We start from the raw sequence: 16016 nt of genomic DNA on the forward strand, positions 1-16016 counted from the left end.
ATAATTGTTATTCTCCGAATATGTACCGCATATCCGGTAGACTTCTCATAGCCGCGCTGCTGTTCCTCGCGCTTACTGCCGCAGACGGCGTGTTCGTGTTCCTCTACAGTGCGAACACGAAGAACGACAGTGCCGCCATCAATGCGCTCGGCACCATACGGGGGTCGATACAGCGCGCATCGAAGATGGAATTGGCGGGTATCGATTCCGCTGCGGTGAGGCGCACCGTCGATGATACCATTATCCGCTGCATGAGAGGCACGAATTTCGATTTCAGCTCACGCGCGAAGGTTGCCGTAAAATTAACCGAGCTTGAATTGATATGGAATAAGCTCACGGCGGCGTTCGCGGCGCATCGGTCGGGTGATGCGGGGGCGCGGAGAACCATCGTGTCATTAAGCGAGGAGTGCTGGCGCATCGCCGATGAATCGGTGTTCGCTCTTGAGCACGCCTCCGATGAATCGAAACAGCTGCTCACCTATACGATGCTGCTTATCACGCTCAATATCGTTCTCCTGTCGGGGATCATCTGGCAGTTGAAGGCGTTCGTGGTGAACAAGCTCGAATATTTCGCCAATTACGACTCGCTCACCGGGGCGATCAACCGCATCGCATTCGAAAATATTCTCGCGCAGGAGATCATGAAGCTTAAGCGTTACCGCCGACCGCTCTCGCTCATCATGTTCGATGTCGACCACTTCAAGAGGATCAATGATACCCACGGCCACCGGGCCGGCGACTCGGTGCTGAAGCTGTTGTCGAAGATAGTCAAGAATCATATACGTGCGACAGATACGTTCGCGCGCGTTGGCGGTGAGGAGTTCATGATACTGCTCCCGGAAACTGCTGTTGCCCATGCGTGTACGTTCGCCGATAAGCTCCGAAAGATCATTGAAACTGAATTCGTCGGCGGGCACTACCGGATAACAGCGAGCTTCGGTGTTACCGCGTGCAGGAAGAGCGATGAAAAACAGGATATCATGGGACGTGCCGACGCGGCAATGTATCGCGCGAAACGTGCCGGAAGGAACAGGTACAAAAAACTATGATGACTATGAGAAAAAACAGTATACACGTCATGCTGCTCCTTGCTGCGGGTGCATGTACGTTCGGTGCCGGCACGAAAGCATCGTCGTCGGTGTTCGATGCCAAGCGCACCGTGTTCGGGTTTTTTCCTTCGCCGACGCGCCTTACGATCGAAAGCGTGTTCGCGACCTATTCGAACATGGCCTCCCACGCCGATGTCGTGCTTCATCAGCCCAACATACCCTGGAAAGAATTCCTGCGAACCCCGAACGCGAAGTCGCAGACGCTCATCGATCTTTCGAATCAGATGATCATCGGACGCATGAACGGCCTTGACGCGATATTCGTCGTCGACCCGCTCAACGGCCTCAATCGCCGCGAGTTCAAGGGGCTTCCCCTCGGATGGAAACCGAAATTCTCGAACAGGGACGTGCGTGCCGCGTTCACCAACTTCACGATACGCATTCTCCGAGAGTTCAAACCGCGCTATCTCGGCCTCGCCTCCGAGGTAAATACCTATATCGATACGCACCCCGATGACTTTTCCGCGTATGTCAGCCTGTACAAAGAAACCTATGCCCTCATCAAGAGGATATTACCGACAACTCAGGTTTTTGTCACGTTCCAATGGGAAGACCTCAATAATCTTGTGAACGGAATGGATGAAGGGCGAAAGCCGTACGCGACGAAATGGGAGTTGGTCGAGGCATTCGAGCCCATGCTCGATGTGTGGGCCATATCGTCGTATCCGTTCGTAGCGTTCAAGACCCCTGCTGATATCCCCGCGAACTACTACACGCCGCTTCTTGCTCGAACGAAGAAGCCGCTTGCTGTCGCCGAGGGGGGGCACAGCTCGGCATCGATAGCGGTGTTCAACGGATCAACGAACGGACAGATAGAGTATTTGCGGGTGATACAGCGGCAATTGGCCCCGCGATTGAAATTCTGGATATATCTTATCATCAACGATCTTGATATGAAGACGTATGGCCCCGCTGCCGGACATGAATCATCGACGCTCAATTGGTTCTCGCGCATGGGCTTTCTTGATATGGACGGGAATGCAAAGCCGTCGCTCGCCGTCTGGGACGATATACGCGCCGGGCGCTGAACGCTCGGTGCTATTTCGGACGGACGTATATCTTCAGCCGCTTATAGGTGTACTGCGACCCCGCGCCGGAGAACGTCCAGTCCGTGTTCACGCCCGATGCATTGCCGATGCCGATGTCCGCCCGTTGTCCGGACTTCCATGAGTTGACGGCGAATATCGTCTGCCGGGCATCGTAGTTGTGCACCTGCATGCATCCATAGCCGTCCTCCGGGTCGCTCATCTGATCCCCGAGATCGAAGGCGGTGGTCGATGCGTTCGGTATGTTCTTCGCGTTCTGCCCGCCGTAGTTGTTCGGCCAGAATTCGATGTTCCCGCGCATGTTCATCCCGCTCGCGACAGAGCGCGTGCTCGAGAACACGTTCATCCCGGTGACGAGGTCCTGGAATTTCGCTTTCGATGCTACCGTCGGTATGCCGATCTTCGAAGCATCATCGGTGAACGCGTTCATCGATACATGCACCCACTGCGTCTCGCCTGCGGCAGTACGCAGCTCCAGATAATAGGCGATGCGGTCGAATGATCCGGCGTCGGCGCTGTTGTCCGTATCGCAGGTGATGGTCGCGCCGAGTTTTGCAAGGTCGAGATCGTAGACGAGCTTGTATCTCCCTGCGTCCGGTACGATAAAGACGAACGGATCGCGGTTGGTGGGCATGGCTCCTGCGCGGAACGCCCATGCCGGAAGGCCTTCCTTGTTCATGAGATTCGGTTCGGCGACCTTGTGCCAGCCGAAGCGCACGAACACGGGCTTTTTCACCTGCGGCGAAGAAACGACGACGGTGTTCCCTGCGATGGATGCGTTCGCCGGGAAATAACCGCCCTCATCGGCATCGACGAGCTCGAACCAGGTGAGCGGTTTGCCGTCGCGCGATGCGAGGCCGCTGCCGATATGATCGAACGAGAGCTTCATGGTATCGCCCTCGACCGTGTGCGACTTGTATACCGGGCCGTTATAGACGATGCCTTTCTGACCGTATGTCTTCGCAAGCGCGATATTCGCAAGCCGCCGACCGACCTCCTGCTTATTGCGCGGGTGTATATCGTTCGTATTGCCGACATCGTACACCACCGCCATGCCGGTATTGGATATCGTTGACGGTATCGTCGCTACCGCTTCCCAGAATTCTGCGAGCGTTGAGGGGTTTTCCCCGCCGTAATGATACGGCGCTATCTGTACGAAATAGAACGAGAAGTCGGAGTTCCACTGCCTGCGCCATCCGTCGATGAGCGCTCGCTTCTTATCGACATAGAGCATACCCTCGCCGTGATTCGCCTCGCCCTGATACCAGAGCGCGCCGCGAATGGCGTACGGTATCATCGCGTAGATCATTCCATTGTACAATGACGATGGCGATTGCTGGTCCTTCGGCGGCATGAGCTCCTGCGGGAAGGACGGCATGTTCGTGACGGACTTCTCCTCGATGGTCGTGCTCCGCGATGCGGCTATCCATGTCTCGAGCCCCGACAGGAACTGTTCCATCCGCTCTTTATGGAGCGGCGTACGCGGATCGGAGCATAATGCCTGCGTGTACATCGACATGAGCGTGGGTATCTCGCCGAATGCGGAAGGCTCGGTCCACGGTTCGATGCGCGTCCCTCCCCATGCCGAGGCGATAAGTCCGACGGGCACACGAAGTTTATTGTGTATCTCACGTCCGAAAAAGTATGCGGCTGCCGAAAAACCCGGCACGGTATTCGACGCACAGATCTGCCATACCGCTTTGATATCGATGTCCGGTGTGGCGAGCACGCGTTTGGGTACGAGAAAGAGGCGTATGTTCGGGAAATTGGCGGCTGCCATTTCGAGTTCAGCGTTCGTTACGCTCCGTACCGACCACTCCATGTTCGATTGGCCGCTGCCGAGCCATACTTCGCCGATGACGACATTGTCGAATGTCAGGCTCGATGTCCCTTTGACTGTCATGGTATAGGTTTTGCCGTCGGCCTTCATCGCGGGTATGACCGCCTGCCAGCGCCCGTTCCCGTCCGCTATTGCCTGCGCCGACTTGCCGGCGAACGAAACGGTGACCGTGGTCCCTGCATCGTCCCACCCCCAGATGACGATGGGTTTGTCCTGCTGTATCACCATATTGCTGCTGAATATTGACGGGATTTTTGTCTCGGCGAATAAGCCTGCCGCGCCAACGAGTGCAAGAAAGATGATCCGTATTCTCATTGCAATGTCCTTCAAGGCGGTCGATTTTCGTGGGAACAGTATAGTCAGCAATCGAGAGAACGTCAAGGCGATATTGCATTTTCATCCCCGATAGGATACCGTATCCGCGAATGAAATACCTGCGAGTGAGCTATGTCGAACAATAAAGACCGTCATGAAGTTCTGCGCGAACATCAGTGGGACCTTTCCCCGCTGTTCGCCGATGAAGCTGCCTGGGATACACTGTATGGAGAGATAGAAGCGGATATTCCGCGCTATGCGTCGTTCCGCGGAACGCTCGCTTCCTCCGCGGCGGCGCTCGCGGCCGCTCTCGAATTCGATCTGTCCGTGTCGCGGAAGATAGACCGCTGCTACGTCTATGCGCATCTCAAAAGCGATGAGAACAAGACCGATCAGCGTTATCTCGGGTTCATGGAACGCATGACCAATCTCGTGCAGCGCGCAGGCGAGGCCTCAAGCTGGATGATGCCCGAGATAATGGCGATACCGGCGGAGAGCATGGATGGTTTTCTTAAAAGCCCGTCGCTCGACGAATTGCGTTTCCACATTGAAAAGATTCTTCGCAATAAAGAGCACACGCTCGCCGAAAGCGAAGAGCGTATACTCGCGCTCTCGCGGGAGACCGGTAGCGCCGCTCACGACATCTTCAGCCAACTCGACAATGCCGATATGAAATTCGGTCCGATAAAAGATGAAAAAGATTCCGAGAAAGAGCTGACGCATGGGAATTTCATCACGTTCCTCATGAACCCGGACCGCACTGTCCGTGAACGCGCGTTCGCGCAGTACTACGCAGAGTACGAAGCGCACAAGCATTCGCTTTCCGCCGCCCATGCGTCGTCGGTAAAAGCCGATCATTTCTACGCATCGGTGCGTCATTTCCCGTCCGTACGAAAGGCCGCTCTTCACCCGGACAATGTGGATGCGTCGGTGTATGATAATCTCATCAGCTCGGTGAAGGGGAATATCTCTGCCGTGCACCGCTACTATCGTCTGCGCGCCCGCATGCTCGGCGTCGATACGCTCCATCCGTACGATCTCTATGTGCCGCTCGTGAAGGATATCCGGATACGAATTCCCTATGGGGAGGCGGTGTCCGTCTGCGCCGAAGCGCTCGCTCCCCTCGGTGACGATTATGTGCAAACACTGACAAAGGGCCTCCTCGGGGGCTGGGTGGACCGCTACGAGAACAAAGGGAAGCGCTCGGGTGCCTATTCATCAGGGTGCTACGATTCGCCGCCGTATATCCTTCTCAACTATGAAGATGAGAACATCGGTAGCATGTACACGCTTGCGCATGAGGCCGGTCACTCCATGCACTCATATTATTCCCGGAAAGCGCAGCCCTACGCGTACGGTGATTACACGATATTCGTCGCTGAGGTGGCGTCGACGGTGAACGAGGCGCTCCTCACCGATCATCTTGCGAAGAAGTACAGGAATGATAATGCCATGCGCATGTACATCATCAATCGCGAGATAGAGGAGATACGCACCACGCTGATACGGCAGACCATGTTCGCGGAATTCGAGCATCGTACGCATGCGGAGCGCGAGGCGAACAAGCCGCTCACGCTTGAGACGATGACGGCGATATACCGCGCGATACTCACAGAATACTTCGGCGATACCATGGTCATCGGGAACATGCTCCCGCTCGAGTATCTGCGCATCCCGCACTTCTACTCGTCATTCTATGTCTACAAATATGCGACCGGCATATCCGCAGCGCTCGATATCGTACGGCGCATCAAGCACGGTACGGATGCGGTGCGTCAGTACCGGCAATTTCTCACGCTCGGCGGCAGCGCCTTCCCCCTCGACGAGCTTCGTGTGGCCGGTGTCGACCTTGCGTCGAGCGCACCCGTGGAGAACGCGCTTTCGTACCTTTCAACGCTCGTGGATGAACTTGCGGCGGCATACGACGCATCGAAATAGATGGCGAACATGCGGTCATCGCAGAAGACGGCGGCGGATGAGCTCATGCGCCTCTATCGGGAACTCGCCGGGCGTATCCATGCGCGGCAGAATGATTTCAAGGAAGCGTACGCGTCCTATCCCGATGAGAAGCTTTTCGGCGAGCTTTCGTTCTGCACGCTGACGCCGCAGTCAAAGGCGCATCAGGCGTGGAAAGTGATAGAGGAGCTTATGCGCACCGGGCTTCTCATGAACGGCAGCGCCCGCGAAATAGCCGCTGTCATACGCGCCGTGCACGGGGTCCGGTTCCACAATAATAAATCACGGTATATCGTCGAGAACAGGACGAGATTGTTCACGGACGGGAAATTCCTTCTCCGGGAAATGATCGATGTTTCGGACCTTGCCGCTACACGCCGCCGGCTTGTCAAGAACATCAGGGGCATCGGTATAAAGGAAGCAAGTCATTTCTTAAGGAATATCGGTTTCGGGGATACGGTCGCCATCATTGACCGGCACGTGCTTAAGAATCTTATCCCCCTCGGGATACTCCGGCGTTTACCGAGGACGCTCACCGAGCGGACCTATATCGATATTGAGGCAAAAATGGCGGTATTCTCGTCAAAGATAGGCATATCGCTTGCCGACCTCGATCTCGTTCTCTGGTACAAGGAAGCGGGGGATGTGTTCAAATAGCCTTTAGACATTTTGCGGTTTTCCGATAATAGAGGTAACATAACGCCCCGGGAGTGCACTACCCATGCGCAAAGGCATCATCGCAACCTTCATACTCTTCCTGATATCATTGTCCATCGTGCTTCTCTCGTTCAGCATGAGCGGGAGATCGACCTACGCGGAAACCGCGCGCATGCCGTTCCTTACGAACCACATGCCGGACATAGAAGAGGATGATGACCGCGTGTTCATACGACACCGCATAGCACCGGCGAATCCCGAGGATTACGGCCGGCGCTTCATCGGCAAGTCGTTCAATCTCAGGGATGCAGGCGATCTTATCGGCAACGGCGGCGTGAAAATGACCAAGCGCGTGTCGATGACATACGACGATGTGCTCGTACAGAAGGAAGAGACGCCGTATCTTTTCTACGGCAACGGCGATACCGCGGATTCCCAGAAAATAGATGCAAAGATAAAAGAGGCCGAGCTTTCCTCGCCCGCCTCGGCCGACGACAGAATGGTAACGATCGCTGTTGAGCGTGACGCGATATACCGCTTCGAACCGCTGACGCTGATCATCGCGCCGGGCAAAGAGAAGCCCCTCATGAGCGAGATAGAAGTCTATGTGCGTCGTGCGGCGAACAAGCAGTTGAGGGCCAACGGCGACGGGCGTCTCTCCATCAATGTGCAGCCCTACGGGAGCGGCTACAAGGCGGTATATCTGCATCCGTTCGGCGGCAGCATCGGCGATTATGAATTCGTCGTCTATTACGAATCGAAGGGTGTCAAGCGCGTGTACGCAAAGCCGTTCTACGTGAAAGGCAGACCGGTCCCCCCTGTCGACCGAACGCTCGCCGTCGTCACCATGGAGTATAATCTTCCCATTTCAGATAAGAAGATACCCGGCGTGAACGGCGGCACCGGAGACTATCATACCATTTACGACTGGGTGCGCGCGATGAACTCCGATACCTTCTGGGTGCTCGGCGGTCAGACCACCGGATGGGATGCGTCCATCACCCCGAAGAAGGTATGGGGATCGATACCGGTGAAGAACATTGAGCTCTTTGCCGAAAGTAAGAGCAAAAAGGATGTGAAGCTCGGTGCCTATGTCATGAGCTATTTCACGCCGGGCTACGGGAATCAGAACGCCGGCTACTCGATATCGCTCACCTACGGCAGTTCCGGCGTGCAGGCGTCGCGGCATATATCGCTGTCATGCAAGAAGCGTCTCGGCGATATAATCGATCTGCTCAAGCGCTTCCAGGACAATAAGAACGTTTCCTATCTCGGTCTCGATTTCATCCGTACCGGGGAATTCGACGGCTTTGAGATGGCCGATGAAATGGTGTCGGTGACCGGCGCGAACGCCCCGGCCGGATGGTCGTCGATGAAGCTCGAGGACAAGGTCACGTGGCTTGCGAATGAAGTGGTCCGAAGCAAAGAGATGCTATCCAAGTGGCGCTGGTTCCGCGCGTATAAGTCATCGATGGTGATAAAGAGCATACGCGATGCGGGCATAACCAAGCCGCTCTGGGTGTTCACGCTCGGGTGGAACCACGGTGTCGAGCACGGGCAGGACCCGTATATGTTCTTCGACGCGGGCGCCGATATGGACGCGGTCATGCTCTATGAAGCGACGCGTGATGTCTATCAGCAGATGATGGTGCATTGGCCCGTGTATCTTTCCGGGAACTACAATGTGCTCGTCGGCAATATGATCGATAAGCGGCTCCTTGACGGAAGCGAGCTTGCGCAGCTCGAATATGCAAAGCGGTACAACGAGGCGTGTCAGAAGCTCAATCGCAATAATCGCGTGCGCGGCGTGTTCTTTCACGATATCTCGCGCATGTTCTGGTCGAAGTACCGCGGCATAGAGGTCAATGAATGGGCGTATATCAATGCATCCGTCGTGTCGCGCATGCGCGAAAAATACGGCGAGACGATGATACAGACGTCGATCGATGTGAACGACGAGAGCGGCGAGGGCGTATTGTCCATCGTGAACCTTACCGGGAATTCCATCGAAGGGATAGAGATACAGCCTTACGGCGGCTGGGAATTGAAGGGCGTGTTCCCGGCGAAGAAGCGCATCGAGATGCTTGCCGGTAATGAGAAACTGCAGGTGCCGTTCAATTTCGGCTATCGCGAGAGCATGGCCGGCTCAAAATCGATGATAGCGTTCCGCGTCATTCTCCCCGGCGGGGAAGCGAGCGTTGTCTTCGTGTATACGAATGCAAAGCGTCCGCGTGCGCTTGTGCTTGCCTCGCCGGAGAAGCGCATCTGAATTCACCGGACCGCCCCGGCCCGATAATATTATTTCCTTTCCGCCGCGATGAACCGGGCGACAGTGGTGTGCCCCTCCCGCAGGGCGATCGCTTCGGCCGTGTCTCCCTGATCGTCCATAAGCGATACGTTCGCGCCGTGTTTCAGCAGGGATCGCACGCCATCGGCATCGCCGAAATAGGCGAGGAACATGAGCGCAGTACTGCCGCTTTTATCCATCGCATTGATATCGGCCCCCTGTGCAAGGAGCGTGGTGATCATGGGGTACTGTCTTCGAATGGCCGATTTTATCAAGGCGGTCTGGCCCACGGTGCCGTCGCGTTCGTTCACATCGGCGCCGTGTGCGATGAGGACCGTAAGCGCTGCTGCATGGCCGTTCGCAGCGGCTTCCATGAGCGGCGTCCACCCGCTCACGTCATGCGCTCGTACCGATGCGCCGTGTTCGATGAGCAGCCGCAGTGACCGTACTGCACCGGCCGCTGCCGCTTTCGCCAAAGCGGACTGTTCCTGTCTGTCGGCCGACGATACGGATGCACCGCGGGAAAGAAGGATGTTCATGATATCGGGTGAATCCACGCTCGATGCGAGCATGAGGGGAGTACAGCCGTCCGCGTCCCGGCTGTCGACCGCTGCACCGCCGGCAATGAGCGCCGCCGCCGCATGCGATGCGCCGAGCCGCGCGGCATGATGGAGCGCCGTTCGCGAACGAAGATCGACATCATTGATCCTCGCGCCGAACCGAATGACCGCATGCACCATGTTCGATGCATCCGAGCCCGCCGCGTACATGAGCGCGGTGAAATTCCCCTTCGTCCTCGCATGCACCGATGCGCCGTAGGAAACGAGCACGCCGGCCGTTTCTGCATGACCATGCAGCGATGCCGTCATGAGGGCCGTTTGTCCCGCGTCTGCATCCGTCGGGATTTCGCCCGGTTCCGCGATGAGCAGAGAAAGAAAGAAGCGGTCATTCAGATCGCGTGCGTGCGCAAGCGCCCGCGAATAGCTTATTTTCTGAGCGGGTATCCTGCTGTCTGCCGGTATCCCGGACCTGAGCAGCTGTGTTGTGAGCGCGGTGTTGCCGGTACGCGCCGCGGCGAACAATCGTTCTGCGGGAACCGCTTTAGGGGCGGGTATCGTCTGCGGCTTGCTCGGGATGCCGGTGGGTTTGCGCGACCATGCGAGGAGCGGCAGCATACAGGCTGCGATGCAGAGCAGGATGCACGTGCGGATCATGAGCCGTGTAGTGCTGCAGCGGTCAGGTCGATGCATTCGCGTTCATCCTATGCCGTTGAGATCGAACGTCGAGCGCACGGTGCCGTCATCGTTGAGCCGGATGAATTTATACCCGAAGCAATTGACCACGGTGGTCTCGCCGACGCGGAACACGGCGTTCTTGGAATAGTGATCGAGATGGATATGCCCGTGAAGCCAGAGCGCGGGATTACGGCGGCGTATGAACGGGTGGAAGCATTTGAACCCGCGATGTGTCCTGTCCCTGCCGTCGCCGACATCCGCGATCGGCGCATGCGATACCGCGATGAGCGGGGGCTCTTTTTTTCCAAGCATGCGCGCCCCGAGCGAGGAGAACTCGAGCGTCCGCGAGACGGCTCGTACTGCGCGGGACATCTCCGATTCGGTGTACTGCTTGTCCTCGCCGTTATACCATGCCGATCCCTCGAATCCGGTGAGCCTGAAACGCTCTTCCGCTATCGTCGTCCGGTGTATGTTGATCCCGCCGGGTATGTTCCGCTGGGCATCGTCAAGGGCTTCCGGGACGTCGTGCCCCGGGGAGAATATGCCGGACATCCGTTTCGGCTCTTCGCGCGCATCGGGCGAGCGCTCCTCGAAATGATGATTGCCCAATACATAATGGACGATCTTGTTGGTGAGCGACGCGATAAGCTCGACGTACGCGGCGGTGAGGTCCCCGCAGGAGATGACGATGTCGACCGTGCGGCGTATCTCCTCGCTCCTGTTCTCAAGGAGCCGTAAGAGCGACTCTTCCTTCTGATCGCTTACCGCGAGTATGGTGAGCACGTCAGGCGTCCGGGAGCACATCGCGCACGGATCTCACCGCGGCGCGGACGAATTGCATCATGAGGTCGGGGAGTACGCCGAGCATGTAGTCGTGGCCGAATTTCCTCACGAAGTCCTCTTTCGTTTCGGTAAAGCCGACATCCGCTTCGCCCGTATCGCTCAGATATCCCTGATGGATGCGCATCCATACATAAAGATCGGCCACCGTGCGCCCGCGAAAACGGTCGAGTATATGCTCGTCGACGATGACGTGTGCCGCGGGGAGAAAGCTCTTGCGGTACCACTCGAGCGCACTGAGCGTAAGCGGTTCATCGAAGCCCTGCGCCCTGCGGTAATTGCCGAGCTCGGTGATATAGTCGAACAGTTTTGCATAACTTGATATTTCGGTAACGGCCAATGGATAGCGGAGCATCTCATCATAGAGCCCGGTCTGTTTCGCGAACGCCTCTGCTTCGATGGAAATGAGGAGGTTTCTGGTTATCGCTGTCATCGCGGGGAATTCCTTTCCGCTTGCAAGGTCGACCTCGTATTCCACGCGCGTTATTTCGGCATCGATGAATTCCTTTTTCCGTTCCACCGATACCATGACGCGGTGATGCCCGTCGACGACGAAATACTTGCCGTGGACCTCATATACTTTGATCGGCGGGAATTCCGTTTCAAGCTCGTTCATCGAGCGCACCCCGGCTGCTTTGCCGCGGTCATGCCAGTCCTTGGGGAGGAATTGCGCATTGAAATTATCGTATCGCCCGAGACTGCCGACGATGTTCTTTATCGGTATGGGGTGTACCCCGGCATACGTCTGGCTTTTTATCTTCAGATTCTTCTCGATAGCGCGGAAATCGACGAGTGAATCGTTCTCGTTCGGATCGGCACTCGGACTCATGGCGGCGCTCGCCATGTCGAATTCCTCCGAGACAGACTTCGGGAGTACGCCGTCGTCCTTTACGAGGCGTTTGGAGCGGCGGCGCTTTTTTACCGGTTCATCGGAAGCCATGCATCACCTGAGCGAGTCGAGGTATTTGATCGCCTGACAGGCGGCGGTGGCAGCATCGCCGACAGCAGTGGCTATCTGCCGCTCCGATTTCTCGATGACATCGCCCGCTGCGTATACGCCGGGGAAATTCGTCTTCATGTCGCGGTCGACGATGATGTAGCCGCTTTGCGTCATAGTGATGCCGCTTTTTGCAAGGAAGCCGGTGACCGGATCGAGACCGACGAAGATGAACACACCGTCAAGCGGTATATCGCCCGTGGTACCGCTCACCGTGTTCCTGGTCCGTATGCCTTTGACCGTCTGCTCTCCGTATATCTCATCGATGACGGTATCGAGGACGAATTCGACCTTCTCCATCTTGCGTACCCGGTCGATCGATATCGGCGCTGCGCGGAATTCCTTCCGGCGGTGCACGAGATATATCTTCTTCGCGAAGCGCGTGAGGAACACCGTTTCGTCGAACGCGGTATCGCCGCCGCCGACGACAGCTATCGTCTTGTCGCGGAAGAACGCCCCGTCGCAGGTGCCGCAGTACGAAACGCCGCGCGCCTTGAAATGCTCTTCACCGGCGACGCCGAGATCACGCGCCTTCGCCCCCGGTGTGAGTATCAGCACCTTCGTTTCGAACGTTTCGCCGGTAGCGCAGACGACCTTCTTGACGGGCGTATCGATATTTTCTATCGATGCGACCTCGAGCGTTTCTATCGCCCCGCCGAATTCGCGCGCCTGTTTCTCCATCTGCTCGGTGAGCGTGAACGCCTGAATACCGCCCGGGAACCCGGGGTAGTTCTCGATCGCATCGGTGAGGAGCATCTGTCCCCCGACACCGGCCGCTTCGAGGAGGACGGTGTTCGCCATGCCGCGTCCGAGATAGAGGAGTGCGGTAAGCCCCGCAGGGCCGCCGCCGATAATGATAGCATCATACTGTTTCATCTGCATCTCCGTCAGGCATCGATAGGAAAGCCGTATATCGATGATATTTTTTTCACGAAAATATCGACGAGGGGGCCGTCGAGCTGCGTGCCCTTCAAGTGCAGGAGCATCTGACAGCCCTTGTCGAACGATACCCCCTTGCGGTACACGCGGTCGGAGGTGAGCGCATCGAACGTATCCGCCACCGCGACGATGCGCGAGAGGAGGGGTATGGATTCCCCTTTCAGGCGTTCGGGATAACCGCGGCCGTCGATGCGTTCGTGGTGGTAGTAGATTATCTCGAGGTAGGGGATGAAATCCTCCAGGAACGAGAGCATATCACGCCCGATGGAAACGTGCTTCTTCATGTCCTGATATTCCTCGTAATCGAGCATGGACGGTTTGTTGAGTATGTTCTCGGATACGCCGATCTTGCCGATATCATGCAGTATGCAGCCGGTGTTTATCACCGCGCGCGTTTCATTGTCGAGGGAAAGCTCGCGGGCTATCACGAAGGCGAAGTCCCGCACCCGCTCCGAATGCCCCGCCGTGTACTTGTCGCGCATTTCGAGCGTGGTGGCGAGCGCCTGTATCATCTCGCGGTTCTTGACGCGCGTCTTCTCGAGGAAGTATGATATCGAGAGATGCGAGCGGTGGAGGTCATCATAGACGTGCATGATATTGTAGATGAGCCAGTAACCGGTGAGCGCGACGGTCGTGGTAAGGCCGTAGCCCATGACGAACATGCTCACCTCGCCCCCGCGTGCGAGGACTACCGAGGTAACGCATGTTACGGCTGGCAGCGGGACCGATGCAAGAATGAAGAAAAGACCGAAGCGGCGGTCTATGCTCAGGCGATGCCGCATATAGTTGACGATGAGGAGCGTAAGCGTGGCGGTGAATATGGCAGAGGCGCCGATATAAACCGGGAGATACCAGGGACCTGCGTATGCGGCATGGATGAAACGTTCGGCATGGATGAAGGCGCCGCGAATGTATATGCCGAGCGGTGCGAGGAGCGCGATGACGGCGAGCGGGATCGATATGATGGTGACGATGAGCTTCAACATGCGCGATGTGCGATCGCTCAGCGCGAGGAGGCGTATCACGAACCCGCTCCATGCATAACACGCTATCATGAGCGCGATGACGGTGAGATTGTGGAAGGAAATGACGGTGCGCAGGTGACCGCTCTCGCGGACGACCGCCGATGAGGCGATGGAAAGCGCCGCAGCGAGCGCGAACGCAGCGAACCAGATGTGATAGCGAAGCTTCCGATGCAGGAAGAACACGACGGTGAAGATGATGGCGAACACAAGCCCTATGCCGGGGAGTATGATGAATGTCGCCCATGACATGACGTTCACGCCGTCCTCCGGAGGAGCATGGCGTGCCAGTCGCCCTTCGTCTTGCGGCGCACTATCCTGAGCGGGAGCGTTCGTATGCGCGCATCGACCTCGCGCGTACGCGCGGCGAGTATGCCCGAAAGTATGAGCGCGCCGCCGTCATGAACGAGGGGCACGGCGCTGTCGATGAGCGAGAGTATGACCTCGGTCTCTATGTTCATCACCACCGTATCGAACCGGCTTCCGGCGAGCGTATCCGTACTGCCGACGGCGATGTGCTTGAGCGTTACGCCGTTGTCGCGGGCATTGTCGCGCGTGCAGGATGCCGCCGCTTCCTCGATGTCGACCGCGCTCACCTCGCGGTAGCCGAGCTTCATGGCGGCGATGGAGAGAATGCCGCTGCCGGTGCCGATATCCGCGAGCGTTATGCGGCTCTTCCCGCGTTTTACGTGTGCGATGAGGAGCGAGAGCGCGAGCTGCGTCGTCGCGTGCGTGCCGGTACCGAACGCGTATTGATGATCGATATAGACCGCAGGGAGCTTCTTTTCAGTGAAGCGGTCGCGCGAGAACGGGACCACCCACAGCGATCGGTCGATGCACAGCGGCATGAGGAATTGCCGGTACGCATTGAGATAATGTTCTTCAATGAGCGTCTCGCGATGCGCGGCGAACGGGAGCGAGAGCGATGCGAACACGCCCGTAAGCATGGCCTCGCCGACACGGCGTGCCTCATCGTCGGGAAAATAAACGCGGAGCTTTGCATGCGCGGGATCGGTATGCTCGGTGTCGATGGAAAAACCGAGCGACGACGGGACACCCGCGCCCATGGCATTATCGATGTCTTCCGAACGAGGGGAGGGAAATGATACGGTAAGTGCGATTATCGATGGTGATTTCCGCGCGCGCATGGCCTAGAACCGCCAAGCGAGCGTAACTGCGCCGCCGAATGCGAGCGTGTTGGCGATAGCCCCGAACGTATTGTAGAACGCGCGTGCCGAGACCCCGAGCAATACCGATTCATCGGACAGCTGCACGACCAGGGGGTTCGCCTTGGCAATGCTCATGAGGTCGAAGAACAGCGCTTCTTCGATGAAGAACCCCGTCGATGATGTGACGCGGAGCATCGCTTCCTGCCGCCATTCGAAGAGGAGTACGGAGAGCTTGAACGGCATCTCGAGCACCGTGCCGATGCGTATCGCTGAAAGCGCGGTGGCGATGTATTCGTAGGAGATGCGTACGTCCGCGTAGCGCAGAAGCGCATTGTTCTCGCCGTCATGGGAAAGCACGATGCCTGCGTGATAGGAAAGGTCCCTGAACGGGCCGCTTAAGGTCACCGCGCAGCACGCGCCGATATCGAAGCGAAGCTCGCTCGTGAACGGCTTGATGAACGAGAACGTACCAAGGAGCGACACGGGGATATCGGGGCTTCGCGCATCGAAGAGGGGTCCGGTCGCAAAGCCAGCGCGTATCTCCGTCATGCCGAATGCGTACCGAGAGCGGCTCATGAAATCGATGCGGGCGGCGAGATTGGAT

Annotated in this window: 13 protein-coding genes; 5 read left to right on the forward strand and 8 right to left on the reverse strand. The window is 57.3% G+C overall.

Annotated elements, in window-relative coordinates; all coding sequences use genetic code 11:
* A partial coding sequence (locus AABZ39_11880; protein MEK6795472.1) for a GGDEF domain-containing protein occupies window positions 1-1049 on the forward strand: 1049 nt, incomplete at its 5' end.
* A 5-nt stretch (window positions 1050-1054) separates the two neighbouring features.
* Window positions 1055-2137: a hypothetical protein gene (locus AABZ39_11885; GenBank protein MEK6795473.1), complete on the forward strand. Its 1083-nt coding sequence runs from the start codon at window positions 1055-1057 to the stop codon at window positions 2135-2137.
* A gap of 10 nt (window positions 2138-2147) precedes the next feature.
* Here the strand turns inward: AABZ39_11885 and AABZ39_11890 are convergent, their stop codons facing one another.
* The gene (locus tag AABZ39_11890; protein MEK6795474.1) at window positions 2148-4310 is read right to left on the reverse strand and encodes a sialate O-acetylesterase; all 2163 of its coding nucleotides are present in this window, start codon (window positions 4308-4310) and stop codon (window positions 2148-2150) included.
* Between the two features lie 132 nt (window positions 4311-4442).
* On the opposite strand from AABZ39_11890, the gene pepF reads away from it, so the two are divergent.
* From pepF to AABZ39_11905, 3 genes are all read left to right on the forward strand, one after another.
* Complete coding sequence (gene pepF / locus AABZ39_11895) at window positions 4443-6248, forward strand: oligoendopeptidase F (GenBank protein ID MEK6795475.1); 1806 nt, start codon at window positions 4443-4445, stop codon at window positions 6246-6248.
* Window positions 6249-6923 (forward strand): N-glycosylase/DNA lyase, encoded by a 675-nt coding sequence (locus tag AABZ39_11900; protein MEK6795476.1) that lies wholly within the window; start codon window positions 6249-6251, stop codon window positions 6921-6923.
* Between the two features lie 64 nt (window positions 6924-6987).
* On the forward strand, window positions 6988-9192 hold the full coding sequence (locus AABZ39_11905; protein ID MEK6795477.1) for a hypothetical protein: 2205 nt from the start codon (window positions 6988-6990) through the stop codon (window positions 9190-9192).
* A 29-nt stretch (window positions 9193-9221) separates the two neighbouring features.
* Here the strand turns inward: AABZ39_11905 and AABZ39_11910 are convergent, their stop codons facing one another.
* From AABZ39_11910 to AABZ39_11940, 7 genes are all read right to left on the reverse strand, one after another.
* Window positions 9222-10460 (reverse strand): ankyrin repeat domain-containing protein, encoded by a 1239-nt coding sequence (locus AABZ39_11910; GenBank protein ID MEK6795478.1) that lies wholly within the window; start codon window positions 10458-10460, stop codon window positions 9222-9224.
* 6 nt (window positions 10461-10466) lie between these two features.
* Window positions 10467-11228, reverse strand: coding sequence for a metallophosphoesterase (locus AABZ39_11915; GenBank protein MEK6795479.1), 762 nt, complete (start codon window positions 11226-11228; stop codon window positions 10467-10469).
* Between the two features lies 1 nt (window position 11229).
* Window positions 11230-12225 (reverse strand): hypothetical protein, encoded by a 996-nt coding sequence (locus tag AABZ39_11920; protein ID MEK6795480.1) that lies wholly within the window; start codon window positions 12223-12225, stop codon window positions 11230-11232.
* A 3-nt stretch (window positions 12226-12228) separates the two neighbouring features.
* Window positions 12229-13158 carry a thioredoxin-disulfide reductase gene (trxB, locus tag AABZ39_11925; protein MEK6795481.1) on the reverse strand — a complete coding sequence of 310 codons (930 nt, stop codon included), beginning with the start codon at window positions 13156-13158 and terminating at the stop codon, window positions 12229-12231.
* 11 nt (window positions 13159-13169) lie between these two features.
* Entirely contained in the window at window positions 13170-14495 is a 1326-nt protein-coding gene (locus AABZ39_11930; GenBank protein MEK6795482.1) for an HD-GYP domain-containing protein, read from the reverse strand.
* Window positions 14496-14500: 5 nt separating this feature from the next.
* Window positions 14501-15391, reverse strand: coding sequence for a 50S ribosomal protein L11 methyltransferase (locus tag AABZ39_11935; protein ID MEK6795483.1), 891 nt, complete (start codon window positions 15389-15391; stop codon window positions 14501-14503).
* A 3-nt stretch (window positions 15392-15394) separates the two neighbouring features.
* Window positions 15395-16016 (reverse strand): hypothetical protein (locus AABZ39_11940; GenBank protein MEK6795484.1); only part of this gene is annotated, 622 nt, incomplete at its 5' end.

The sequence above is a fragment of the Spirochaetota bacterium genome (assembly GCA_038043445.1).
In the GTDB taxonomy this organism is placed as follows: Bacteria; Spirochaetota; Brachyspiria; order Brachyspirales; family JACRPF01; genus JBBTBY01.